At 60.3% G+C, this 25,325-nt stretch carries 20 protein-coding genes; 19 read left to right on the forward strand and 1 reads right to left on the reverse strand.

Features of this window, described 5'->3' with window-relative positions; all coding sequences use genetic code 11:
* Positions 1–441: 441 nt before the first annotated feature.
* From ACIQ2A_RS19045 to ACIQ2A_RS19130, 18 genes are all read left to right on the forward strand, one after another.
* Complete coding sequence (locus ACIQ2A_RS19045; protein WP_398482153.1) at positions 442–597, forward strand: hypothetical protein; 156 nt, start codon at positions 442–444, stop codon at positions 595–597.
* Positions 598–1,431: 834 nt separating this feature from the next.
* Positions 1,432–3,552: a TonB-dependent siderophore receptor gene (locus tag ACIQ2A_RS19050; protein ID WP_398482156.1), complete on the forward strand. Its 2,121-nt coding sequence runs from the start codon at positions 1,432–1,434 to the stop codon at positions 3,550–3,552.
* 186 nt (positions 3,553–3,738) lie between these two features.
* Positions 3,739–3,867 carry a DUF3649 domain-containing protein gene (locus ACIQ2A_RS19055; RefSeq protein ID WP_398482192.1) on the forward strand — a complete coding sequence of 43 codons (129 nt, stop codon included), beginning with the start codon at positions 3,739–3,741 and terminating at the stop codon, positions 3,865–3,867.
* Positions 3,868–3,923: 56 nt separating this feature from the next.
* The gene (locus ACIQ2A_RS19060) at positions 3,924–5,408 is read left to right on the forward strand and encodes a PepSY-associated TM helix domain-containing protein (protein ID WP_398482194.1); all 1,485 of its coding nucleotides are present in this window, start codon (positions 3,924–3,926) and stop codon (positions 5,406–5,408) included.
* Positions 5,405–5,728, forward strand: coding sequence for a DUF3325 domain-containing protein (locus ACIQ2A_RS19065; RefSeq protein WP_398482158.1), 324 nt, complete (start codon positions 5,405–5,407; stop codon positions 5,726–5,728). The genes ACIQ2A_RS19060 and ACIQ2A_RS19065 overlap by 4 nt, the downstream gene beginning before the upstream one ends.
* 444 nt (positions 5,729–6,172) lie before the next feature.
* Positions 6,173–7,435 carry an MFS transporter gene (locus tag ACIQ2A_RS19070; protein WP_398482160.1) on the forward strand — a complete coding sequence of 421 codons (1,263 nt, stop codon included), beginning with the start codon at positions 6,173–6,175 and terminating at the stop codon, positions 7,433–7,435.
* A 172-nt stretch (positions 7,436–7,607) separates the two neighbouring features.
* The gene (locus tag ACIQ2A_RS19075; RefSeq protein WP_398482163.1) at positions 7,608–8,507 is read left to right on the forward strand and encodes a siderophore ABC transporter substrate-binding protein; all 900 of its coding nucleotides are present in this window, start codon (positions 7,608–7,610) and stop codon (positions 8,505–8,507) included.
* Positions 8,494–9,459 (forward strand): ABC transporter permease, encoded by a 966-nt coding sequence (locus ACIQ2A_RS19080; RefSeq protein WP_398482165.1) that lies wholly within the window; start codon positions 8,494–8,496, stop codon positions 9,457–9,459. The genes ACIQ2A_RS19075 and ACIQ2A_RS19080 overlap by 14 nt, the downstream gene beginning before the upstream one ends.
* On the forward strand, positions 9,398–10,426 hold the full coding sequence (locus tag ACIQ2A_RS19085; RefSeq protein ID WP_398482167.1) for an iron chelate uptake ABC transporter family permease subunit: 1,029 nt from the start codon (positions 9,398–9,400) through the stop codon (positions 10,424–10,426). The genes ACIQ2A_RS19080 and ACIQ2A_RS19085 overlap by 62 nt, the downstream gene beginning before the upstream one ends.
* Before the next feature lie 13 nt (positions 10,427–10,439).
* Entirely contained in the window at positions 10,440–11,198 is a 759-nt protein-coding gene (locus tag ACIQ2A_RS19090; RefSeq protein ID WP_398482169.1) for an ABC transporter ATP-binding protein, read from the forward strand.
* 192 nt (positions 11,199–11,390) lie between these two features.
* Positions 11,391–13,706 (forward strand): TonB-dependent siderophore receptor, encoded by a 2,316-nt coding sequence (locus ACIQ2A_RS19095; RefSeq protein ID WP_398482171.1) that lies wholly within the window; start codon positions 11,391–11,393, stop codon positions 13,704–13,706.
* 103 nt (positions 13,707–13,809) lie between these two features.
* Entirely contained in the window at positions 13,810–14,106 is a 297-nt protein-coding gene (locus tag ACIQ2A_RS19100; protein WP_398482196.1) for a DUF2218 domain-containing protein, read from the forward strand.
* A gap of 145 nt (positions 14,107–14,251) precedes the next feature.
* Positions 14,252–14,470, forward strand: coding sequence for a hypothetical protein (locus ACIQ2A_RS19105; protein ID WP_398482173.1), 219 nt, complete (start codon positions 14,252–14,254; stop codon positions 14,468–14,470).
* A gap of 671 nt (positions 14,471–15,141) precedes the next feature.
* A complete protein-coding gene (locus ACIQ2A_RS19110; protein WP_398482175.1) occupies positions 15,142–16,038 on the forward strand; it encodes a LysR family transcriptional regulator in 897 nt (298 codons plus the stop codon).
* A 155-nt stretch (positions 16,039–16,193) separates the two neighbouring features.
* Positions 16,194–16,838, forward strand: a complete 645-nt coding sequence (gene paoA, locus ACIQ2A_RS19115; RefSeq protein ID WP_398482178.1) for an aldehyde dehydrogenase iron-sulfur subunit PaoA — start codon at positions 16,194–16,196, stop codon at positions 16,836–16,838.
* Positions 16,835–17,785 (forward strand): FAD binding domain-containing protein, encoded by a 951-nt coding sequence (locus ACIQ2A_RS19120; RefSeq protein WP_398482180.1) that lies wholly within the window; start codon positions 16,835–16,837, stop codon positions 17,783–17,785. Before paoA ends, ACIQ2A_RS19120 begins: the two co-directional genes overlap by 4 nt.
* A 3-nt stretch (positions 17,786–17,788) precedes the next feature.
* Positions 17,789–19,978: an aldehyde oxidoreductase molybdenum-binding subunit PaoC gene (gene paoC / locus ACIQ2A_RS19125; RefSeq protein WP_398482183.1), complete on the forward strand. Its 2,190-nt coding sequence runs from the start codon at positions 17,789–17,791 to the stop codon at positions 19,976–19,978.
* 64 nt (positions 19,979–20,042) lie between these two features.
* A complete protein-coding gene (locus tag ACIQ2A_RS19130; protein ID WP_398482185.1) occupies positions 20,043–21,260 on the forward strand; it encodes a carboxymuconolactone decarboxylase family protein in 1,218 nt (405 codons plus the stop codon).
* A gap of 402 nt (positions 21,261–21,662) precedes the next feature.
* Here ACIQ2A_RS19130 and ACIQ2A_RS19135 read toward each other — a convergent pair whose 3' ends face one another.
* A complete protein-coding gene (locus tag ACIQ2A_RS19135) occupies positions 21,663–22,436 on the reverse strand; it encodes an aminoglycoside adenylyltransferase domain-containing protein (protein WP_398482187.1) in 774 nt (257 codons plus the stop codon).
* Positions 22,437–22,647: 211 nt separating this feature from the next.
* Between ACIQ2A_RS19135 and ACIQ2A_RS19140 the strand changes: the two genes are divergently transcribed.
* Complete coding sequence (locus ACIQ2A_RS19140; protein WP_398482190.1) at positions 22,648–25,275, forward strand: PAS domain-containing protein; 2,628 nt, start codon at positions 22,648–22,650, stop codon at positions 25,273–25,275.
* Positions 25,276–25,325: the final 50 nt, after the last annotated feature.

Here is a 25,325-nt window from a genome sequence, read left to right on the forward strand (position 1 = left end):
GCGCCGGGCCTGACCAGCAGGGATAAGGGATGGAGGTCAACCTGAACCGGCTAGGGCCATCATGGCACGGCCTTATCCGGCAACATAATCGGTCCACATCGACCACGAAGCAAATAGCTCACGGTCTTTTCGCATTGACGACAATGGAAGGTCCTGACCTCGCCCTTGCCGTCGCAATCTTGCTTTATGGACTTGAGATCGCGCCGCTGACCACAGCCGGGACACGGGACGAGGTTCGCCGAAGACACTTAAGTTCCTATCATAATTGTTATTAGATATATATACTTTAGTCTGATGCGCAGAATTGCACATCACCAATCTTGGTGAGGCAGGTTGTCGCACTGGCTGTTTTGGCTGATCTTCCTCATCACCGCCGCGGAAGCAGGGCGGTGATGTAACGCCAGGACCATCCCGGCTCACTCGAACGACGCGGGGTCGACCGTGAGCGACGAGCAGAATTTTGAGATCGAGAACATCGTTGAACTGTACAAGCTGCGGATCACCGCGGCGCTTGACCAGATGCCCTTAGAGCAGGTTCGTCAACTTGTGGAAGAGATTGAGGCCAGAATCGCGGCCTCCTCCGACGTCGCAGACTAGGCATTTCACTACCGGCTATCGAGGGTAATTTACACCTCAGGCATTCTGCAATCCGTTTGTGCGTTACCGGTGACACCTTCAGGCTCGACACCCCTCGTTACTTTCCGAACTCTGTGACGCTTAATTCGGAAATGGAACCCGATGACCGGCACTCGTCGTGTTGAGCTCGAGTCTGCCAATGCCGCGGTGACCTTTGGCGTCGGCGGAAATGAAGTGGCAGAATGGCTGGTTCACTGCTTCGACCTTTGTAGGCGAGTTCTCGGATGTAAAGCGCAGTTGCGCGAGGAAGACTGTGGTCCGATACGCTGGATAAGATTGTCTCCTCTAAAATCAGCACTGCTACAGCGATCATTGATAATGTTGCTGCACAACTTTGAACTCTTTAAAAGCACCAACCCGCCTAGCGCTCGTCGCAGCGGGGTAACGTCCATTGGACAAGGGGCGTGCAGAAGTTGGCTTCTGGCGCAAAGCGGTATTTGATCACGGCACGCACGAAGGATTCAGCAACTTATGGATGAAGGATGAGTGCTCTGCGGTTCTAGCGGTATGTCGGTTCTGCTACACCGCGAGAACAAGTTGCCTCATTACATTGGTTCTAAAGCCGCCTGTGGTGTACGCCAGTCTAGTTCGATGTAGAGCCCACCTGCCGAGAGCATCGATCTGCTCTCCTTGGGGGACTTCGACGTGAACTTCTGGATGAAAGCTGCGCGAGCGGCGTGCCTTAGCGGCGTTAGCCTGCTTTCCCTGTCAATCGATGCCGGCATTGCAAATGCCCAGAGCAATCTTCCCCCGGTTACGGTGGATGCCCCGCAGGCACAGCGCCGCGCACCCGCCGTGACGTCGAACCGTCCTGCCCGCAACACCCGTACCATTCGCAGCGCGCGTCGTCCGCAGGCGCCGGCACAGTCCGCCGCCACCACAGCGCCGGTGTTCGTCGAACGCGCCAACGGTCCGGTGAACGGCTATGTCGCTTCGCGCAGCGCGTCATCGACCAAGACCGACACACCAATCCTTGAGACCCCACAGACGGTTTCCGTGGTGTCGCGTGAGCAGATCCGCGACCAGGGCGGCCAGACGCTCGGTGAAGTCCTCAACTATGTGCCCGGCGTCAGCGTCCAGGCGACCTCATTCACCCGCGTCAGCGACAATATCGGCATTCGTGGCTTCGACGTCGCCGCCGGCAATTCCGGCTTGCTGCGCGATGGCCTGAAACTGACTTCGGGCGTCTATGATTCCACCACCGAGCCATTTGGCCTCGAGCGGCTCGAAGTCGTCAAGGGCGCCTCGTCCATTCTGTTCGGCCAGCTTGGCCCCGGCGGCTTCGTCAACGCCATCAGCAAGAAGCCGACCGAAAACCCGTTCGGCGAAGTGAATGTCAGCGTCGGCGACTATCAGCGCAAGGAAATCTCGGCGGATGTCGGCGGCAAGCTCGCAGATGATGGCTCGTTGCTCTACCGCTTCACCGGGTTGGTGCGGAAGTCTGACACACCCACCAATTATATCCAGGACGACAAGCTGTATCTTGCCCCATCGGTGACATGGCGCCCGGATGCCAACACATCGTTGAATGTGTATGGCTACTATCAGGAATCCAAGACCAAGTTCCCGACGCCGCTGCCTTATGTCGGCACTGTGCTGCCGACCAGTGTTGGCACGATTCCTCGGCAAGGCTTCCTCGGCGAGCCGAGCTTCGATCGTTTCGAGACCAAGGCCGGCGCGGTGGGCTATCAGTTCGAGCACTCCTTCAACAATGCGGTAAAGGTCCGTCAGAACCTGCGCCTGTATGATGCGGTGACCGATTGGGATTATCTGCTGCTCGGCAATATCGGCGCCAATGGCCGGACCGCTTCGCGCACCGTGAGCAGCCGTGTCGAGCACGGCAACGGCTTTGCCGTCGATACCTCGGCAGAGTTCAAGTTCGTCGCTGGTCCGACCGCGCATACTGTGATCGCCGGCGTCGACTACTATCGCAGCATGCTGAATTCGGACCGCTTCGGCGGAACCGCATCAACCGTCGATGTCATCAATCCCAGCTATGGCACGCCGGTGACGGTCAACCGCACCACCAATAATGGCTCCAACTCGCTGAGCAATCAGGTCGGCGTCTATGTGCAGGACCAGATCAAGATTTACGACAAATTCGTGCTGCTGCTGGGCGGCCGCAAGGATTTCAGCGATGTCGACACGCGCATCATTCGCACCGGTGCTCTGACGTCGCAACAGGACGAAGCATGGACCGGCCGCGCTGGCGCAGTCTATCTGTTCGACAACGGCATCGCGCCCTATGCGTCGTTCAGCCAGTCCTTTGCGCCGATCCTCGGCACCGACCGTCTCGGCAACCCGTTCGCACCAACGCGTGGCGAACAGTATGAGGTCGGCGTCCGCTACCAGCCGCGCGGTACCCGCATGCTGTTCAGCGCAGCCGCATTCGAGATCACCCAGCAGAACGTGCTGACGCCGGATCCGGTGAACACTACTTTCTCGGTTCAGTCGGGCGAAGCGAAATCGCGCGGCATTGAACTGGAGGCCAAAGCCGAGTTCGGCGGACTCAGCATTGTGTCGGCCTATACCTATACCGACGCTCGCACGACGCGCTCGAATGTTCCCGGCTTGCTCGGCGAACGCCTCGCCAGCGTGCCTTACAACACCGCTTCGGTGTGGGGCCTTTATGATTTTGGCGCGCTTGGCTGGCATGGTTTCAAATTCGGCGGCGGCATTCGTGCCATCGGCCAGACCAATATCCCCGGCTACGTCAACGACGTTCCGGCGTATGCGGTGGTCGATCTCACAGCATCCTACGACCTGAAGTATCTTGCGCGTGAGCTGAACGGCTTCCATGCACGTCTCAACGTGAAGAACCTGTTTAACAATGGCTACACGATCTGCGTGGCGTCCAATGGCTGCCGCTATGGCGATCCGCAGACCGTACTCGCTACCGTGAGCTATCGCTGGTAAGGCACCTGCGCGGCATCACCCGCGCAGCGATATGAAGGACAAACGCCGATGAGACCGACGTGGCTGCCGATGACGGCACGCATCCTCGCCGGTTTCGTCGGCGGTTACGTTCTGAGCGCCGTCGTCGCACTCTTGCTCGCCAAGGTGCTTCCGGCGGTCCGGCTCGAAGCCGTGTTGACCGGCGCCATGATAGGCTTTGTCGTCAATGTCATTGCCATCATCTGGGCTTTCGCCGCGCGCAGCACGTGGCGCGCTTGCCTCGGCATTCTCATTCCCTGCGCCGCGCTCGGCACCATCACGCAGTTTATCCGATGAGCATCACCGCCGATCACGCGCGACGCCCCGCCGCCGAACGCGGATTGCGGCCGGCAATGGCCGAACTGCACACCTGGGGCGGGTTGCTGTTCGGCTGGCTGCTGTTCGCGATCTTCGTCACCGGCACGGTCAGCTATTTTCGCGATGAGATCTCGCTTTGGATGAGGCCAGAAATCGGTCAACTCACCGCCCCCTCCACAGACGTCGCCGCCGATGCGGCGCTGCGCCAGCTCGGCGATACCGGTTCTGGCGCACGGCGCTGGATGATTGATCTGCCGAGCGATCGCACGCCAGTGACATCAGCCCTCGTGTTGCGCGATCCGAGAACAGGACCTGCCGCCAAGCGACTCACACTCGACCCTAACAGCGGCGCACCGGTCAACGCGCGCAACACCGCGGGTGGCGACTTTCTCTATTACTTCCACTTCGATCTCTACATGCCGCAGCGGTTCGGCCGCTACCTGACCTGTACCGCCGCCGTCGTGATGCTGGTGGCCTTCATCAGCGGCGTCATCACGCATCGACGCATCTTCAAGGATTTTTTCACGTTCCGGCCGCGCAAGGGACAGCGGTCATGGCTCGACGCCCACAATGCGTTCGGCGTTCTGGCGCTGCCGTTTCATGTGATGATCGCCTATACGGGCCTGATCACGCTGCTGCCGCTTTATCTGCCCTGGGGCATCGAGGCGATGTATCCGGACGGCCGGCAGAAATTCGTCGTCGAGATGTTCGACGATGCGACGCCGCGCAAGGCCGTCAACGTCGCGGCACCGCTGACGCCGATTGCGCCGCTTCTCACCGTCGCCTCTGCCGAATGGAATGGCGGCACTGCCGGTCGCATCGTGATCGACAATCCCGGCGACCAAGCCGCCACGATTCGCCTCGTTCGCCAGGACAGCGAGCGGATCTCGCATGCCGTGCAATCGATGCTGTTTGACGGCACCACCGGTGCGCTGATCGCGAAGACGCCGGCCACCGGCCCCGCTGCCGAGGCACGCGGCATCTTCCACGGCCTGCACCTGGCGCGCTTCTCCGACATCTGGCTGCGCTGGATGTTCTTCATCTCCGGCATTGTCGGCTGCGCGATGATCGCAACGGGGCTGGTGCTGTGGGCCGCGAAACGCCGACGCAACAGAGCCACTGTCGGACACAAGATCGTGGATGCACTCAACGCCACGTCCATCATCGGCCTTCCGATCGCCATCGCCGCCTACTTCCTCTGCAACAGACTGCTCTCCGCGTCATCGCCGGAGCGCACCGTGTGGGAGGTTGGCTGCTTCTTTGTGATTTGGCTCGTCGCCGGCCTGCACGCCGCCGCGCGTCCTCAATGCGCTGCGTGGCGTGAGCAGCTATGGATAGCTGTCGCGTTGTTTGCCGCGATACCGTTGGTGAACGCCATCACGACCGAACGCGGACTGCCGGCCAGCCTCATGAGCGGCGATTGGGTATTTGTGGGCTTCGACCTCACGGCACTCGCTACGGCAGCACTCTTCGCGATAAGCGCTGCATATCACGCGAGACGCGGCGAGGTCGCTGCATGATTGCCCTCGCTTTCGCACTCACCTATACAGGCTGGGCAGCGCTCTGCTTCGCGATGCCCTCGCACGCGCGCAGCCTGCGTGGACGACCATTCATTCAGCCGATCGTCGTTACGCTGCGCTGCATCGGGACCATCGCCCTGCTTGTGGCGCTGCCTGTGACCGCACAAGCATGGGGCTGGCCGAGCGGGACGACGGCGTGGTTTGGCATTCTGACAGTTGCATGCCTGGCGCTAATTGGTCTGCTCGCAATCAATCCAAAGGTAGCCCTCCTGCCGCTCGTCGGGCTTCCCACTGCAGCCATCATTGGCTTGCTGCGATAAAGCCGTTGCTCGCAGAGATGCCGCAAGCCCAAGCCGTGCCATTGACGGATTGTCCTCTCCGGTGGATGAAAGATCACCCGGTTCAGATCGAGCCCAACTCTCTGCCGGTTAGGTCCGGTCGCGTGCTTACGGAGCGCGGCCGGACCGCTTACAACGCGGTTTGAAGTCAACGGTACTCGGAAGGGATGGATACGTCTTGTTCTGGGCGCCCGCGAATACCTCGGTTCGCGCCTGTGCATCCTCGACGAACCGATGGGTTGGAGATGGGGGACTTATCGCCGCGCCGGGTTGACTGCTCTCGCTTCGCAGATCATGGCTGGTCGGCGGATAATGGCACCGCTCTTGAGTCAGATTGCCATATCATGCCGATACTTCGGAAACATGAGACGATCCAAAATAAGCCATCCGGCCGCTGCGCCTGGTGTACGTCACGATGTTTGGCGTATGCGCTTCTGGTCAATCTTCGCGGGGCAGGGGGTATCGCTCGTTGGCTCATCAGTCACTCAGTTTGTCCTGCTTTGGTGGATCACGGACACCACGGGGAGCGTCACTGCGTTATCGCTGGCGGGCCTCGCAGCATTGCTGCCGCGGGCTATACTGGGGCCCATTGGGGGCGCGGTAGCGGATCGCTATGATAGACGCGGCACAATGATTACGGCCGACGTGATCAGCGCCGCGTGCGTAATAGTGCTGATGGGACTGTTCCTGTCCGGGGGGATCGAGATTTGGCATGCTTACCTAGCCATGGCTTTGCGGAGCGCGATGCAAGCATTTCAAACGCCGGCGGCAATGGCGAGCACCGCCATGCTGGTGCCGGTCGAATTCATTCCGCGCGCCGCGGGGCTAAACCAGACTATGTTTGGCATCACCCTGCTCGCTGCGGCGCCCCTGGGCGCATTGGCGCTGACTCTGATGCCGATCGGTTGGGCTCTTACAATTGATATAGGCACCGCGTTACTCGGCATCATTCCGCTGCTGGTCTTCCGGATTCCGCAGGATCGTGCAACTGGTCGGCCCGATCTGCGGTCAGATCTTATCGAAGGCGTAGGGCTGATCTGGAAGCATCGTGGGCTGCAAAGCTTGTTCCTGCTCATGGCAGCAATCACCTTGGTAGTTATGCCGACTTTCACTTTGGTACCGTTGCTCGTCAAAGAACATTTTAGAGGGGGAGCGGGGGAAGTCGCGACCATCGAAGCGGCGGCCGGCATTGGGATGCTGATTGGCGGCGGGATCGTCGCGGTGACTGCGCCCCGCTCAGCAATGCTGTGGTGCCTCGGCGGCTTCGCGCTCGCTTATGCGACGATAGCCTTGATGGCGCTCGCGCCGTCAAATGCATTCTGGCTCGCAGTGGTATGGTGGATGATAGGCAGCATCCTCTATGTGGTCGGCCACGCTCCGCTGACCGGGCTTCTGCAGTCGAAACTCGACAACCGAATTCAGGGGAGGGTGCTGTCGCTGCTGATGACCGTCGAGGCGATGGCGGCGCCAGTGGGCTTAGCTCTAATATCCTTGCTCGGTAATGTGCTAAGCGTGCGCTCTTTATTCATGCTGATGGGCGTGATGGGCACAGCCATCACAGTTCTCGGGTTTCTTTCGCGGCATATCCGCAATCTGGAAACGAACTTGGTCGAGTTAGACGGCCGAGCCTGCGACGAACAGTCGCTCTCGGCGTCTGACGGACCACAAAATAGAACGATACTAAAGTGACAACAGCGACTCGCATATTTTGCGGATACTCATCGGTCGTGGTCTTTGTTATCGGACCGGAATGTCCACTGCCTCCACCACAGTATCGCGAAAGACTCCACCAAGCTCGGTCATCACCCGCGTGATCACGCTTGCGTCGGCGTACTGTCGAAAGCCTGTTCAGTGCTTTACCATGGCTCTCCTGGCGGCTGCGTTTACGACCCAATGCAGCGCTCCGGTCCATGCGGCCGAAATCGCAATCGAGCACGCCAAAGGGCGGCTCACAATGTTCGCGATTCCCAAGAAGATCGTGGTCTTCGACCTTGCATCCCTTGATGTCCTCGACGCTCTTGGGGTTCAGGTCGCGGGCGTCCCGCGCGGACCGAAACCGCCTTATTTAGCGAAGTATGACGCTGCGACCTATCCGAAGGTCGGCACCTTCTGGGAACCCGATTACGAAGAACTCAATGCATTATCGCCGGATCTCGTGATCGTTGGTCTTCGTTCGGGACCCCGGTATGACGCGGTGTCGAAGATGGCACCGACGATCGACATGACGGTGGATGCGGCGGACCTGCTGAACTCCGCCAAACTTCGCGCGGGAGCACTCGCCAGCCTGTTTGGCAAACAGGCGGAGTTCGACAAGAGGATCGCGGAGCTGGACGCTGCGATCGCGGCCACGCGCAGGAAGGCCGATGCCGCAGGCACGGGGCTCATCGTGCTGACCACCGGCGGACGTCTGAGTGCTTTCGGGTCCGGATCGCGCTTCGGCGTCATTCATGACACGTTCGGCTTCAAGCCGGCGGCGCCCGAGATCAAGGTTGGACTGCACGGTCAGCCGATCTCGTTCGAATTCATCCGGAAGGTCGATCCCGACTGGCTATTCGTACTCGACCGCGATGCAGCCATCGATGCCCGTGGCCAACCGGCGCGCCAGCTGCTCGACAACGAGCTCGTGCGCGAAACCAAGGCCTGGCGAAAGGGCAATGTCGTCTACCTCGACGCCGCGAGCTTCTACCTTGTCAATGGCGGTCTTACATCCCTGCAACGGATGATCGAGCAGATCCGTTCGGCGCTCGATGCCGCGCGCTGAGCCGACCTCGGCGGGCGGCCGCTACGGTCACTATGTCGTACCTGGAGCGGCTATTGTCCTGCTGGCTCTGGCCTCCGCAAGTTTGCTCGTCGGCGTCGGCGATCGTTCCTGGGACATCATGGTCGTCAGCAGGCTTCCGCGAACCCTGGCGCTGCTGCTCGCCGGAGCAAGCCTCGCCGTCGCCGGTGTCCTGATGCAGCTGGTCGTCCAGAACCGTTTCGTCGAACCCACCACTGCGGGGACGGCGCAGTCGGCCGGGCTTGGCATGCTCACCGTGACCATCCTCGCTCCGGACGCTCCGATCGTCGTCAAGATGCTATGCGCCGCCGCGTTTGCGCTGGCCGGCGCCGCCGCGTTTTTGGGCATCCTGCGGTCGATCCCGCTACGCTCGACCCTGACTGTCCCGTTGATCGGTATTGTTTTCGGCGGCATCGTCTGGGCGGGGACGACGATGCTGGCCTATCGCTACGATCTACTGCAGACATTGGCGACCTGGAATGCGAGCGACTTCTCGGCCGTGCTGCGCGGCCGCTACGAACTGCTCTGGATCGGGCTCGGCCTGATGACCGCCGCCTATGTTGCCGCTGACCGCTTCACGATTGCTGGCCTTGGCCGCGACAATGCCGTCAATCTCGGCCTCGACTATCGTGCCGTGGTCGCTCTCGCGCTCCTGATCGTTGCGCTGGTGACCGCTGCGACCATCGTCACCGTCGGCATCATCCCGTTTCTCGGGCTTGTCGCGCCCAACATCGTCAGCCTCATTGCCGGCGACAATCTTCGCCGCACGCTGCCGCTGGTGGCCGGCCTCGGCGCCGGCCTGATGCTGGCCTGCGACCTGATCGGGCGCATCGTCCGCTTCCCGTTCGAGATTCCGGCCGGGACGGTGATGGGTGTCGTCGGTGGTGGAATTTTTCTGTATCTCCTCCTGCGCAAAGGCGGCCGTCTTGCCTGAGGCGGTCGCGCTGCAACGACGTCGCCCCGGCGTCGTCCTCATCTGTCTTGCGGTGCTGGCGGCCGCAGTCGTGGTCGCCTTCCTGACCGTCGGCGCGCGTGGGCGCTGGGATTTCGTGCTGGCCTTCCGCGGCACCAAGCTGGCGGCCATCGTCCTCGTGGGTGTGGCCGTGGCCGTGGCTGCGGTCATGTTCCAGACAATCGTCCAGAACAGAATCCTGACGCCGTCCATCATGGGCTTCGACGCGCTCTACAGCCTGATCCAGACCAGCGTCGTGTTCTTCATTGGGGCACGTGGCCTGGGCTTCGGTGACCCGCGTCTGGCATTCGCCATCGATGTCTGCGCGATGATCGGTTTCGCCTTGCTGCTCTATGGGGGGCTTCTGGCCGATCGACGACGCAGCCTGCACATGATGCTGCTTGTCGGTGTCGTGATGGCCGCTCTGTTCCGGAGCTGTGCAAGCTTCATGGAACGCTTGATCGATCCGAACGATTTCGTCGTGCTCCAGGATCGCCTGTTCGCGAACTTCAATACGGTGCGCAGTGAACTGCTGTTGCCGGCGGCTCTGGTCGTCCTGGTCGCTCTCGTGGCGGCGTGGCGTCTGCTGCCGCGCCTTGACGTGATGCTGCTCGGTCGCGACGCAGCGATCGGTCTCGGGGTGGATCATCGCCGCCTGGTGATCCAGGTGCTCGCTTTGGTCGCGATACTGACGTCCGTCTCAACGGCCCTGGTAGGGCCTATCACCTTTCTAGGGCTCCTCGTCGCAAATTTCGCCTATGTCATCGTGCCTGGCTTCCGGCACATCCATGTCATTCCCGCAGCCGCGCTCATCGCCATCATCACGCTCGTCGGCGGACAGCTCGTTCTGGAACGGGTGTTCGCACTGAATGCGGCTTTGCCGATGGTGATCGAGTTCGCCGGCGGCGTCGTGTTGATCGCGCTGTTGATTCGATCATCGAAGCGCTGAAGGAGACCCTCCCATGATCGAGACGCAGGAACTGACGCGCCGCTACGGAGAGACGCTCGTCGTCGATCGGGTAAGCCTGACATTGCCGAAGCAGGGCCTGACGGCGATCATCGGTGCCAACGGCGCCGGTAAATCGACGTTTCTCGGAATGATCAGCAGGCTGACGGCCGCAAGCGCCGGTGCCGCTCTGATCGATGGGCTTGACGTCGCCAAGACGCCGACGGACGCGCTGGCGCAACGTCTGGCGATCCTGCGTCAGGACAATGCGATCGCCGCGCGCGTCACAGTGCGCGATCTAGTTTCATTCGGTCGCTATCCCCATTCGAAAGGACGGCTGACGGCGGACGACCACGCCCGCATCGACGACGCGCTCGCTTTCCTCGAACTGGAACCGTTTTCCGATCGCTATCTGGACGAGGTATCCGGCGGCCAGAGGCAGCGTGCGCATATCGCCATGGTGCTGGCGCAGGACACCGACTACGTCCTGCTCGACGAGCCCCTGAACAATCTCGACATGCGCCATGCGCGCGCGATGATGTCGCTGCTGCGGCGTGCGGTGGACGAGCGTAGCCGGACTGTGGTCGTCGTGCTGCACGATATCAATTTTGCATCCTGTTATGCCGACCACATCGTGGCGATGCGCGACGGTCGCGTGGTCGCTGCGGGGCCGCCCGATCACATCGTCACCACGGCGACGCTGCGCGCCATCTACGACATCGACGTCGAAGTCGTCACGGTGCGCGGCTATCGCACGGTGCATTACTATCGGTGATTGCTGCGCTCATTGGCGACGACAAGCGTTGGAACAAGACGCGCGCTCTTTTGAATTAGAAAAAACAAAAGTGCAATCAGGTCACACTTTTCTGAATTAGCTCCGACAAGACAAAACGTCGCGGAGGCGATGCTCGCTTCGTCCTGTATGCGCAACGCATTGAAAAATGATTGCGCATCGGAGACATCATTTATGAGACGGCAGGTCGGTCCAGTTGCTCTCTTCGTCACCACTCTCGGCGTCCTGCCATTCTCGGAAATAGCATCCGCGCAAACGCCCACGAATTCATCGACGACGCTTTCGCCCGTCGAGGTGGTTGCTCCTCAGGCACGAACCCGTGCTCCCGCGCGGACCCAGCGCACGACTGCTGGCCCACGTCGCGCCGTTGCCCAGCCGCGCGCTCGCGAGGCTGTCGTGGCACCGCAGGTCTTTCCAAATCCGGGCTTGCCGCCCCAGACTGGAACGGTCGGGCAACCTCCTGTTCCTTATGCCGGCGGTCAGGTCGCGACTGGCGCACGGCTCGGTCTGCTGGGCAACGCGTCGATCTTCAACACCCCGTTTAATATCACGGGTTACACATCGAAGCTGATGGCAGACCAGGGTGCACGCACCATCGCCGATGTTGCGCTCAACGATCCGTCGGTTCGCAACGACGCCCCGCCCTTCAGCGAACGCGACTCGTTCTTCATCCGCGGGTTCTCGGTGGTGAATCTCGATATAGCCTATGACGGACTCTTCTATCTCGCCAATCCGCGCCGCAGCTTTCTTGAAGGTATCGAGCGCGTCGAGATCCTCAAAGGTCCGAGCGCGTTGCTGAGCGGAGGCACCGCGCGCGTCGGCGGCACCATCAATCTCATTCCCAAGCGAGCCGAAGACGATCCGATCACGCGATGGACCACCGGCTGGATCAGCAATTCGCAATTTACGAACCACATCGATGTCGGTCGTCGTTTCGGCGAGAACAAGGAATGGGGCGTCCGCTTCAACGGATCGTATCGCAACGGCGACACGCCGCTCGATATGAACACGGCCGAGGTCGGGGTGGCCGCACTCGGTCTCGACTATCGTGGCGAACGCTTCCGCGCCTCGCTGGACCTGAACAGTTCGAACCAGAATATCAACGCGCCGACATCGCTCTTCAATTCAGCCGCGGCCGGTATCGTCATTCCGCCGGCGCCGAACGGGCGCATCAACACATCGAACGGGGCCGAGTTCGTCGATAGCCGCTACAAGATGGTGGCGGGTCGCGCCGAATACGATCTGCTGCCTGACACGACGATGTATCTGGCGGGCGGCGGCAGCATCTATAACGAGGACTTCCTCAGCTCGTCCTACCAGATCACGAATTCAAACGGCAACGCGATCAACTCCCTCGCGATCCAGCCGCAGGAGCTCCAGGGTTTCACGGGCGAGATCGGGCTGCGTTCCAAATTCCGAACCGGCTTCATCGGGCACCAGTTCAACATCTCGGCCGTCGAGGCCAATAATGATCTGCATCGCGGCGGCCCGCTAAACTACACGCCGTTCAGCTACGCGACGAACATCTACAATCCCGTGCGCCCAGTGCCCGGGACCTTCCAGACCAGCGGCTTTGCAAGGTCGGATGACCGGCCGCTGCTGTCGAGCCTAACCGCGCGAAGCGTCGCGATTTCGGATACGCTGTCGTTTCTCGATGAGCGACTGTTCCTGACGCTCGGTGGCCGCTGGCAGGACATCAAGCTGAGGGGCTTCTCGGTGAACGGGCCGACGGCGGGCATGGAGACATCGCGCTACCATAAGGGGCGGTTCAGCCCGGCGGTGGGCGCAGTCATCCGCGCTACTGATCGTCTCTCGATCTACGGCAACTATATCGAGTCGCTCGATGCCGGCCCGACGGCGCCTGCGACGGCGGTCAATGCCAATACCGTGTTTGCCCCCACGGTCAGCCGGCAGCAGGAAGCTGGTGTCAAGTATGACTTCGGGACCGTTGCAGTGACCGCGTCGTTCTTCCAGATCGAACAGCCGAGCGCGTTCACTGATCCTGTCTCGCGAATCTTCTCTGTCAGCGGTCTTCAGCGCAACCGTGGCATGGAGCTCAACGTGTTCGGCGAACCGATCCAGGGCGTCCGCCTGCTCGGTGGCATCGCGCTCATCGACGCCAAGCTCGTCTCGACACTGGGTGGCCGCTTCGATGGCAACGATGCGCCGGGCGTGCCGGTCACCGCCTTGAACCTCTATGGCGAATACGACTTGCCGCATTGGATGGCACCCGGCGTCACGCTGACCGGTCGCGTGATCCACACCGGCGACGTCTATTATGACCAGGCGAACACCCAGAGGGTCTCGGAATGGACCCGGGTCGATCTCGGTGCGCGTTACGCCTTTGTCGGCCCGACCGGCAAGCCGGCGGTGCTGCGGGCGATCGTCGAGAACGTGGCAGATAACAACTACTACCTGTCTGCCGCGCGCGGGTTCCTCGCGGTTGGGGCTCCGCGAACTTATATGTTGTCGGCGACCTTCAACTTTTAACCCTCGTAGGGATGTGTCTGTTCGCGCATGTGGGCGAGGCACATCCCAGATGGCGCCGTCGGCGGTCGGAAGTTCAAACGAACTTGAGCGAAGCGCATCAATTATGATTGTAACCCAAACTTACGCGACCCGCACCGTTATAAAGACGGCGTATGGCAGCCGTTATCTTCAGCAAATTTGCAAACATTGGTCGCACAAATTCGAAACGACCTTCGATCCATATGAAGGTCGGGTCGTTCTCACGATCGGGGATGTGAACCTGAGTGCTAGACCTGATCAACTGGTTGTCCAGTTGAGCGCTCGAACTGCGCAGGATTTACAGACCCTGCGGGAGGTCTTGATAAGCCATATCGATCGCTTCGCGTTTCGCGAGACGTTGCGGTATGATTGGGACGTCTAAGGACACACCAAATATTCGGTGTAGCGGACCCTGATGCCAGCGTTCGAGCGTCAGTATGATGCCGTCCGCCTTGTACTAGACTGCTGCAAATAAACGCTTGAAGTGCCGTGCAAATGGTTTTTATCGGGCTGGCTCGGGAGATGTAGTGAAAAACTCACGCATTGATGCCTTCGTCAAATCATTGGTATTCGAAGCAGATCTCGGCAACTTCGATCCGCTTTGCCAGTTTTTGATGTCGGATGAGCCACTCACTGCCGAAGACCGCGAGCGGCTCGCATGGCTATCATGCGTCGCGTTCCACAAGGGGCAACAAACGCCCACCCAAGCGCCAAGAAAGCTGCCCTCACGTGCGCGACATACCTAGTTTGGCAAGGAAAAATGGTTCTTCGAGAACATAGTCTGGTGGAGGCCAAGATGATCGCGCGCGATGCACTCATCCGTGCCGCTATCAGTATGTCCGAAAAGGAATTCGGGCTTTCGGCTGGTTCCGTTTCTCAGGAAGAAGTCGCAAAGGCACAACGACACGGAGGGAGCAGGACGGTTGTTGACTATGTGCGCGACTATATGCCGGATGCTACCGATAGGATACGGCGATTGGCTATGACTATGTGCAGACCGTCAGCTACAAACGAGCGCCTGCCTGTGTGTACCGGCGCTCTGACGTCACAGGCTCGAATAGAATTCCATCAGCAGCGCTTGGACTAGCCCAAGCGTCGAGCGCAAGAATTTGTGTTCAGCAAGGCGATTGACCGCTTCTGGCGCAAAGCTGACATTACCGCATCTCCACCAGCTAACGCTGCAACTGCAATCCGGTGGTCGGCGTCCTCAAAAATTGCGGCACGTGCTGCTCCATCCTCGGACGCGAGGTAACGCATCGACACCTTCGAGAGGGCAGTCGCGCGAAGCGCGGTGTCTGCCGCTCACTTCGTTGTCATTGTAATTCCGGCGGAAAGTACCGGTGGCCTAAAAATAATCCTGACCAGATTGAAGGATTTTTCGATATAATCAGCACCATGTCATATTCGGAGTTCATAAGTGCGTCGCGAAGATCTGGTTGACCTGTATGCCTTCATGGTCGTTGCCGAGGAGCAAAGCTTCACGCGCGCCGCCGTGAAGCTCGCAACCTCTCAATCCACGTTGAGCCACACGATCCGGCGCCTTGAGACCGGTCTCGGGGTGCGATTGCTCACGCGCACGACGCGCAGCGTTGCGCCGACCGAGGCTGGCGAGCGGTTGTTAAAGACGTTGGCGCCTGCGTTAGAGGATATCGCCGTCGAGTTCTCGAGCGTGCGGGAGCTCCGCGAAAAGCCGGCGGGGAATATCCGCATCACCGCATCGGATCACGCGGTGAGTACGATCCTGTGGCCTGCACTCGAGACGTTTCTGCCGAAGTATCCGGATATTCAACTCGAGATTGACGTCAATGCGGGCTTCAGGGACATCGTGACGGATCGTTTCGACGCCGGGGTGCGGTTGGGAGAATCGGTCGCCAAGGATATGGTCGCCGTGAAGATCGGGCCCGAGCTGCGGATGGTAGTTGTCGGCGCCCCTTCATATTTAGCGCGCCGTCCGAAGCCCCGTAAGCCACAGGACCTTTCGGATCACGCTTGCATCAATCTGCGACTTCCAACATCAGGCGGCCTGTATGCCTGGGAACTGCAAAAGGGAAGGCGTGAGACGAAGGTGCGGGTCGATGGCTCGCTCGTCTTCAGCAACACGGCGATGATTGCCAAGGCCGCCGCAGCCGGTTTCGGTCTCGGTTTCGTGATGGAGGACGCGGTCAAGGATCATCTCCGCGACGGCAGTCTGGTCACGGTGCTTGAAGATTGGTGCGCGCCGTTCGACGGCTACTTTCTCTATTATCCCAGCCGACGACAGCCGACTGCAGCGTTTTCCTTGCTGGTTGAAGCATTGCGCTACCGCGGTCCGTAGACGCCCGCGACAGAAGCACGCAGTATTGATGAACTAGCGATATAAGTTCATGCCACGTGCGACGGCTATTCGGCTGCTGCACCGCGAAACTAATCTGGCCTTCAAACGGTTCTAATCCGGCGCCGTAAGCGCACCGTTCGATGAAAGGTCCAGATATGCAGAAATCCGTCCTGGAGATGTCCCGGCGCGATCTGATGATCGTAGCCGGCGCATCAGCCGTAGCCTCCACAGTACCGTCTCGCGCCGGCGCCCAGTCTCCCCAACCCATCCCAACCGAAGCGGTAGCTCCTCCCACCCAAGTGTCCTTCGAGGTCAACGGCCAAGCGCGGGATCTGGCGCTCGACAACCGGACCACGCTTCTCGACGCGCTACGCGAGCACATCCATCTCACCGGCACGAAGAAGGGCTGCGACCACGGTCAGTGCGGCGCATGTACCGTCATGGTCGATGGTCAGCGCATCAACTCCTGCCTGACGCTCGCTGTCATGCACGAAGGCAGCAGGATCACCACCATCGAAGGACTCGGCTCGCCGGAGAACCTTCATCCGATGCAGGCCGCCTTCATCAAGCACGACGGCTATCAGTGCGGCTACTGCACGCCCGGTCAGATCTGTTCGTCGGTTGCGGTGCTTGAAGAGATCAAAGCTGGCATCCCGAGCCATGTCAGCGCCAGCCTGACCGACGCGCCCCAGTTCAGCGAGGCCGAACTACGTGAGCGCATGAGCGGCAACATCTGCCGTTGCGGCGCCTATTCGAACATTGTCGAAGCTGTCGCCGAAGTAGCCGGGAGGCGCGCATGAGATCCTTCACCTACGAAAAGGCCAAGGGCCCGGCCGAAGCCGCCCAGGCCGCGGCCACCAAGCCGAATGCGAAATTCATCGCTGGCGGTACCAATCTTCTCGATCTGATGAAGCTCGAGATCGAGGCGCCCGCCCACCTGGTGGATGTCAACGGGCTTGGTTTCGACAAGATCGAGCCTACTGCGGAAGGCGGCATCCGGATCGGCGCACTGGTCCGCAACACAGCACTTGCCGCCGACGAGAGGGTGCGCCGCGACTACGGTCTGCTGTCGCGGGCATTGCTCGCCGGTGCGTCGGGTCAGTTGCGCAACAAGGCGACGACTGCTGGCAACTTGCTGCAACGGACACGCTGTCCCTATTTCTACGACACCAACATGCCGTGCAACAAACGCACCCCTGGCAGTGGCTGCTCGGCAATCGGCGGGGTGGCGCGTACGCTCGGTGTTATCGGCATCAGCGATTCCTGCATCGCGACCCATCCGAGCGACATGGCCATCGCCATGCGCGCTCTCGATGCGGCCGTCGAGACCGTCGATCCGTCCGGAAAGAAGCGTTCGATCCCGATTGCCGACTTCCATCGTCTGCCAGGTGACACGCCGCATATCGAAACGTCGCTCACGCCCAACGAACTCATCACATCGGTGACGCTGCCCAAGCCGATCGGCGGCAAGCAGATCTATCGGAAAGTCCGCGACCGCGCGTCTTATGCATTTGCGCTGGTATCGGTCGGCGCCATCGTGCAGCCGGACGGCACCGGACGTGTTGCGGTCGGCGGCGTTTCGCACAAGCCTTGGCGCGTGGAAGCCGCAGAAGCCGAATTGCCGCGCGGTGCGAGGGCGACCGCGGACCGACTGATGGACGGTGCCAAGCCCGCTCACGACAACAAGTTCAAGCTGGCGCTTGTCGAGCGCACGCTCGCGTCCGTCCTCGCCGAAGCGAAAGGCTGAGCCATGAAGTTCGATACTCCGGCCACCAACAATCCCATTGACCAGCTCAAGGTCGTCGGCCGCGCCACTGACCGCATCGACGGACCGCTCAAGACGACAGGACGAGCCCCCTATGCCGCCGAGCGCCATGACGTCGCGCCGAATCAGGCCTACGGCCACGTCGTTGGCAGCGCGATCGCCAGAGGACGCATCGAGGCGATCGACGTTTCGGCAGCGAAGGCCTCGCCCGGCGTCGTCGCGGTTGTCACGACCCTCGATGCGTCTCCGCTGCCGAACGGACCGATGAACACGGCCACCTTGTTCGGAGGTGCGGAGATCCAGCACTACCACCAAGCCGTCGCGCTGGTCGTGGCGGAGACCTTTGAACAGGCGCGTGCGGCGGCGGCGCTGGTCCGGGTGAAATACAGCGCCGCGCCCGGTAAGTTCGATCTCGCCGAGGCGGCGCCCGGAGCGCCAGTCGTCAAGGGAAGCGAGCAACGGACCGGCGAATTCGAAGGTGCCTTCGCTGTGGCGCCCGTCAAGCTTGACGAGACCTACACGACGGCCGACGAGAGCCACGCGATGATGGAGCCATTCGCGTCGATTGCGTCCTGGCAGGGCGAGAAGCTGACGATCTGGACGAGCAACCAGATGATTGCCTGGGCCAAGCGCGACGTTTCCAAGGCGCTCGGTCTGAAGCCAGAGAATGTCCGCGTGGACTCGCCATATATCGGCGGCGGATTCGGCGGAAAGCTGTTCGTGCGTGCGGACATGGTTCTCGCGGCATTGGGAGCCCGCGCCGCGAAGAGGCCGGTGAAAGTCGTGTTCAGTCGCCCCCTCATTGCCAACAACACAACGCACCGCCCGGCGACCATCCAGCGCATCCGGATCGGCGCCACGCCAGACGGCAAGATCTCGGCGATCGCTCATGAGAGCACGTCAGGGAACTTGCCGAAGGGTAAGCCGGAAACCGCGGTCAACCAGACAAAACTCCTTTACGCCGGAGCGAACCGCCTGACAGCCATGCGGCTCGCTGAAATCGATCTCCCGGAGGGCAACGCCATGCGCGCGCCGGGTGAGGCGCCCGGTCTCCTAGCGCTGGAAATCGCCATGGACGAGATGGCGGAAAAGCTGAAGATGGATCCGATCGAATTCCGGATCCTCAACGACACTCAGGAAGACCCGCAAAAGCCGGGGCGCAAGTTCTCGCAACGTCAACTCGTCGAGTGCCTGAGGCTCGGAGCTGAGCGTTTCGGCTGGAGCCGACGTAACCCGAAGCCGGGATCCATGCGCGACGGACAGTGGTTGGTCGGCATCGGTATGGCGGCAGGCTTCCGGAACAACCAGCTCACCAAGTCCGGCGCGCGTGTGCGTCTCGACAGCAAGGGCATCGTCACGGTCGAGACCGACATGACCGATATCGGCACGGGCACCTACACCATCATCGCGCAGACTGCCGCTGAGATGATGGGCGTCGGCCTCGATCGGGTGGTCGTCAAGCTCGGCGATTCCGATTTTCCCGTGTCGGCCGGGTCCGGCGGTCAGTGGGGCGCCAACAACTCCACCGCTGGCGTATATGCCGCCTGCGTCAAATTGAGGGAGGCTGTGGCGCAGAAGCTCGGCTTTAACTCGGCCGACGCGACGTTCTCCGACGGCCAAGTAAAATCCGGCAATCGCAGCGCCGGTCTCTCCGACGCAGCCCGGGACGGGGATCTCTCTGCGGAAGATACGATCGAATACGGCGATCTGTCGAAGACATACCAGCAGTCGACGTTTGCCGGTCATTTCGCCGAAGTCGCGGTGGACCGGTTCACCGGCGAGAGCCGCGTGAGGCGGATGCTCGCTGTCTGCGCGGCCGGCCGTATCCTCAATCCGAAGTCGGCGCGTAGTCAGGTCATTGGCGCCATGACGATGGGCGTGGGCGCGGCGTTGACCGAGGAATTGGCCGTCGATACCCGACGCGGATTCTTCGTGAATCACGATCTCGCCGGTTATGAGGTCCCCGTGCATGCTGACATCCCGCATCAGGAAGTGATCTTCCTGGACGAGACCGATCCGATCTCATCGCCGATGAAGGCCAAGGGGGTCGGCGAGCTCGGCATCTGCGGCGTCGGCGCGGCGCTGGCCAACGCTATTTACAATGCGACCGGCATCCGTGTGCGGGACTATCCTATCACACTGGACAAGTTGCTCGAGCACATGCCGGCGGCCTGACGTCTTCGGCTAAAGTCACCGTCGTCCCGCGCGACGGTGGCTTCCCTTCTCGTGGAGACCACCAATGAAACTCATGATGCTATGCATGGCGGCGTTCGCCATGGTCGCCGGCGAAGCTGCCGCCCAGGACCGGAAGCAGCAGCCTGCGGTCAAGGCGCCGCCTGACGTGCGCTCACTGACGCCGACGCTTGCCGACTACACGGAAAATCTTTTGTTTGGAGACGTCTGGGCCCGCGAAGGGCTGTCACCGCGTGATCGCAGCCTGGTCACGGTGTCCGCGCTGATCGCTGGCAACAAGACGGCGCAGCAGGTCGGCCATATCGGGCGCGCCCTCGATAATGGCGTTAAGCCGTCCGAAATCACGGCCATGATCACGCATCTGGCGTTCTACACCGGCTGGCCCAACGCGATATCGGCAGTTGGCGTGGCCAAGGAGGTCTTCGCCAAGCGCGGCATTCCAGACGAAGCGCCCAGGCCGGTCGCTGCTGATCTGCTGCCGATCGATGGTGCATCGGAGGCAACGCGTACGGCCACGGTCAATAGCAACGTAGGTCCGGTCGCACCTGGCCTTGCGCAATATACGAACGACATCCTCTTCAAGGATCTGTGGCGGCGGCCTGACCTTTCCGCGCGCGACCGCAGCCTGGTCACGATCGCAGCGCTGATCGCGTCAGGCGACGCACAGCAAATCGGCTTCCATGTCGAGCGTGGGATGACGAATGGCCTTTCCCGTACGGAGGTATCCGAGACGATCACGCATCTCGCATTCTACGCAGGGTGGCCCAAAGCGATGTCGGCCGTCCCGGTTGCTAAGGCGGTGTTCGAGGCAAAGGAGAAGACCACTGGTAGCGCGGTGACTGAGTCCTCGCCGAAGATCGAAATCATGCGCAATGGATCGCAGCCCGCCGTCCAGGCTCCGGCCGAGAATTTCACCGGCAAGGTTCAAGTCGGTTCACGTTTTCAGCGATCAGCACCAGCGCGCATCGGCGGCGCCGTTGTGACGTTCGAGCCCGGCGCCCGGACCGCGTGGCACACACATCCTCTCGGGCAGACGCTAATCGTTATTTCTGGCTTAGGCCTGGTGCAGAAGGAGGGCGGACCGATCGAGTCAATCGCCGCCGGCGATAATGTCTGGATCCCGCCGGGCGTAAAGCATTGGCATGGCGCGTCGCCGACGGCGGGCATGGCTCACATCGCAATTGCGGAAGTGATGGATGGAAAGGTCGTCGAGTGGATGGAGAAGGTAAGCGACGAGCAGTACGACAGCACGAAAGCAAAGTAGAGTTATCTATCCGGAAGACGCTTTGGCGAATGGCCGCTCATGGCGCAAAGCGGACATCCGCAAAAGAGCCTGAAATCTAACAGCATGCTTTTGCACGCAAGCACTTCGACGCGCATCTTAGCGGCAGGCAGCCGCTTTGCGATCGCCAATCCAGTCTACGACGATGTTCCCACGCTGCTCATCAATGACCGCGGACCCTTCGTGCACTGTCAGGGGGCGACCTCCGCCAGACCGCCGCTCCCGCAATTGGATGGGCAGGTTGGCGTGCGTTACCGCGGATGACCAGATCTAGGGAATAAGGGCGAGTAGCTTGCGCATCAAACCTCGAAATTTTCAGCGATGGAAAGTCCGGCGGGTTTAAACCGGCAAGAATTTCGGTACGCTCTGCCAAGTCTCTCGTGACTAAGAAAAGCGCGTTACGATGTAATCCATATACGCAAGTGCTTCGCGTCCCTGATTGATTGTCGCATGCTTTAAGTGCCCTGCGCGCTCGTCCAGCGCTGGCAGGAGGACCGGCGCCCATTCTGGCCACCTTCGCATGGCCCATTCTCCCGCAGCGCTCTTGCCGATGATCTCGCCAGTTTCAAGCGTTGCCGCCATGCGGGACACGCCGAGAACTCCCCACGATAGTGCGGCCGCATTCAATTCCTCGTCTGGCTGTCGGGTATCGACCTTCGCCTTCGCCTCTGCCATCCAGCTCCGCCAGTAACTTCGAAGGTTTGATCGGATCCAATTACCCGTTGATGTCCGGTCGGCGACAATTCCAAGCGTAGAAGGCTGAGCTCCGAAGATCGTCAGGCCGTGTTCAATAAGGCACTGGCGGAGGATGGGGTTCAGGTCACCACATGGCTTGTCACCGCTGAAGACGCCATTGACGACAAATGGAATGGGCAATCCGTCAGCCGCAGGCGTTTTCAGTCGATGCAGCGTCACGTATACGCCATCAAGATATGGCGGAGCATGCGACGCCGATCCAAGATGGCGATTGGCAAGAAATTCAACTTCATCGCGAGTTGGCTCATTTTCGAGCAGCCAAACAGCGTCGATGTCGCTTTTGTTGTTCCGGAACTCGCCTAAAGCGATCGATCCGACGAGGTACATGCCTAAAAGGACAAAATGCCGCTGACTATCGGCTAATGATCGATACTGAAAAACTGCCTGCTGCCACACGGTCATGTTGAAACGCTACGCGCTATATGGAACTTGCTACATAGCAGAGTCGTATCGCACCGGGCTACCAGGTTTAAGAGAAGAGTTTTGTAGAAACTTGGATATTCCTGATACGTAAATCTGAAGACGTTCGCGCGAACTACCGACCTGCCGAAATCGCTTTAATTAATCCAAGTGTGCGCTTCAAAACCCGTGCGCCGCTTCTTCCGGGATGGAAATGACGACACCTGGCTTTTTGAATCATCCCGAAAGCGTTGTGGCCGCCGAAATCAAGGCGTTCGACTGGCAGTCAACGTCCCTCGGAGCATTCGAGGATTGGCCAAAGTCGCTTCAAAGTCTTATCGCCGTTATGCTCGGATGCCCGACGCCTATGTTCCTGGCATGGGGACCTGACCTGCTCTCTTTCTACAACGATGCATACAGGCCAATCCTCGGGTACCGTGCCCAAACAGCGACCGGAAAACCATTTCCGGAACTTTGGCAAAGTCTCTGGGCCGACATTTCGCCACTTGTGGACGAAGCCTTGGCTGGCCGAAACACTCGCGTCGTGAACATGCGGCTCGATCTTAGCCGCGAAGGCGTTCCGGAAGAGAGTTATTGGACATTCTCCTACTCGCCAGCTTTTGACGACGACGGCAAGCCAGCCGGGATGCTGTGCATCACCGAGGAGACAACGAGTACGATGTTGGCGATCCGCGACAGGGAAAGCGCGGACGAACGCCTTCAGCTTGCATTGTCTGCGGGCAACAGCATTGGGGCATGGGACTGGGACGTCCCGAACAATATCGTGCGCGCCGACGCCCGTTTTGCCGTCTTGTACGGCGTCGATCCCGCCAAGGCTGCGGCCGGAGCGCCCATCGACGAGTTTTTCGGCGGAATTCACCCGGATGATCTGCCTCGTATTCAAGCTGAGATCGAAGCAGCCTTGACAAGCGACGACCTGTTCCGGTCGGACTACCGACTATTGCGTCCCGACGGATCAATAAGGTGGGTGTCGGCGCAGGGCCGATGTATGCGTGACGGCGACGGAAGAGCCGTTCGCTTTCCTGGTGTCAGCTTCGACATCACCGATCGCGTCACGGCCGATGCGGCCCTGAAAGCTGCGAAGGAAGAACGGGATTTCGTTATCGATTTGACGGCGAGACAACGCGCCGCCACTGATCCGTTTGCTATCATTCGATTGTCAATGGAAGCGCTTGGCAAGCGCGTGGGCGCGGACAGGGCTGGCTTTTACAGGCTGCTCGACGCCAACAGAATGCAGCATACAGGCGGTTGGTCTGATGGAGTGCTGAAAACCCTGATCGGAGAACAGCCAACCGGCGCTTACGGCGCTTTTGCCGAAAACGAGCGGCGTGTTGGCCGCACACTCGTATTCAGCGACAGCCGTTACGATTACGACGGTCGGATACGCTCATACAACGAAGACGGCGTATTAGGCGGGATATGCGTACCCCTTTCCGATGAGGGGCGTTGGTCGGGCGGCATCTATCTTCATCAGGCAAGCGTAAGGGCTTGGGCGCCTTCCGAGATTTCACTCGTCAAGGAAATCGCAGGTCTGACGGCGCAAGCCGTCGAACGAGCGGAAGCCAATGTCCGTCTTACGCAGCGCCTCGATCAGCAAGAATCGGCACTCTCGAATGCCAATATTCTTGTTGCCGTACAATCGAAAGAACGGCTCGAGGCCGAGACGACGATCCGGCAACTCCAAAAAATGGAAGCGGTTGGTCAGTTAACAGGCGGGATCGCGCACGACTTCAACAATATGCTTGCGATCGTGATTGGAGGGTTGAACTTCGCCCAGCGGAAGCTTGCTCGTGGCGACGTTGAAATCGGGCGGCACCTCGACAACGCTATGGAAGGCGCAACGCGCGCAGCAGCGCTGACGCAGCGATTGCTCGCCTTTTCGCGTCAACAACCATTGGCGCCGGAAGCCATCGATACCAGTCGTCTTCTTAGCGATCTTACCGAGCTTCTGGCGCGAACCTTAGGCGAGCAAGTCGCTTTGGAGACCGCGCTTGGGGTTGGCGTTTGGAAGATCAATGCCGATCCTAATCAACTCGAGAACGTGATTATCAATCTGGCAGTCAACGCGCGCGACGCGATGCCCGATGGCGGCAAGCTTACCATCGAAACCTCAAACGCATCTATTGACGAAGACTACGCGCGTGACGCGGACATCAAGGCCGGACAATACGTCTTAATCGCCGTAAGTGACACGGGCACCGGAATGACGGCGGAAGTCTTGGCGAAGGCTTTCGATCCCTTCTTCACGACCAAAGCGGTCGGGAAGGGGACGGGCCTCGGTCTCAGCCAAGTTTTCGGTTTTGTCCGACAGTCTAATGGTTACGTGAAAGTCTACTCGGAGGTGGGCCACGGCACGACGATCAAAGTCTACTTGCCGCGGTTCTGGGGGGAAGCGGCCAAGCCCGTTATCAAACGCGCGACCACGGCGGTGCATGCTGGAAAACCGACTGAGATTATTCTGGTTGTCGAAGACGAGAACCGGATGCGCAACTTCACAGTCGAGGCGTTGAGGGAGTTCGGCTACTCGGTTCTTCACGCTGCCAACGGCGCTGAAGGTCTGGCTATCCTCGAGAGCGAACAGGACGTGACATTGCTGTTCACCGATATCGTTATGCCTGACATGACTGGCCGCAAACTTGCAGACCGCGCGCTGCAATTACGTCCTCCCTTGAAGGTCCTTTACACAACCGGCTACACGCGAAACGCCATCGTGCACAACGGGGTGTTGGACCCTGGAACCAATTTCATTGCAAAACCATTCCGGCTTGATCAGTTGGCGGAAAAGGTCCGAGAAGTTCTCGATAACCAGCCCGAAGAATGAGGGCGCCCTTAGTCCACGGGAGCACACTGCTGAAATAGCGTAACTCCGTT

Source organism: Tardiphaga sp. (assembly GCF_044336785.1).
Classification (GTDB): domain Bacteria; phylum Pseudomonadota; class Alphaproteobacteria; order Rhizobiales; family Xanthobacteraceae; genus Tardiphaga.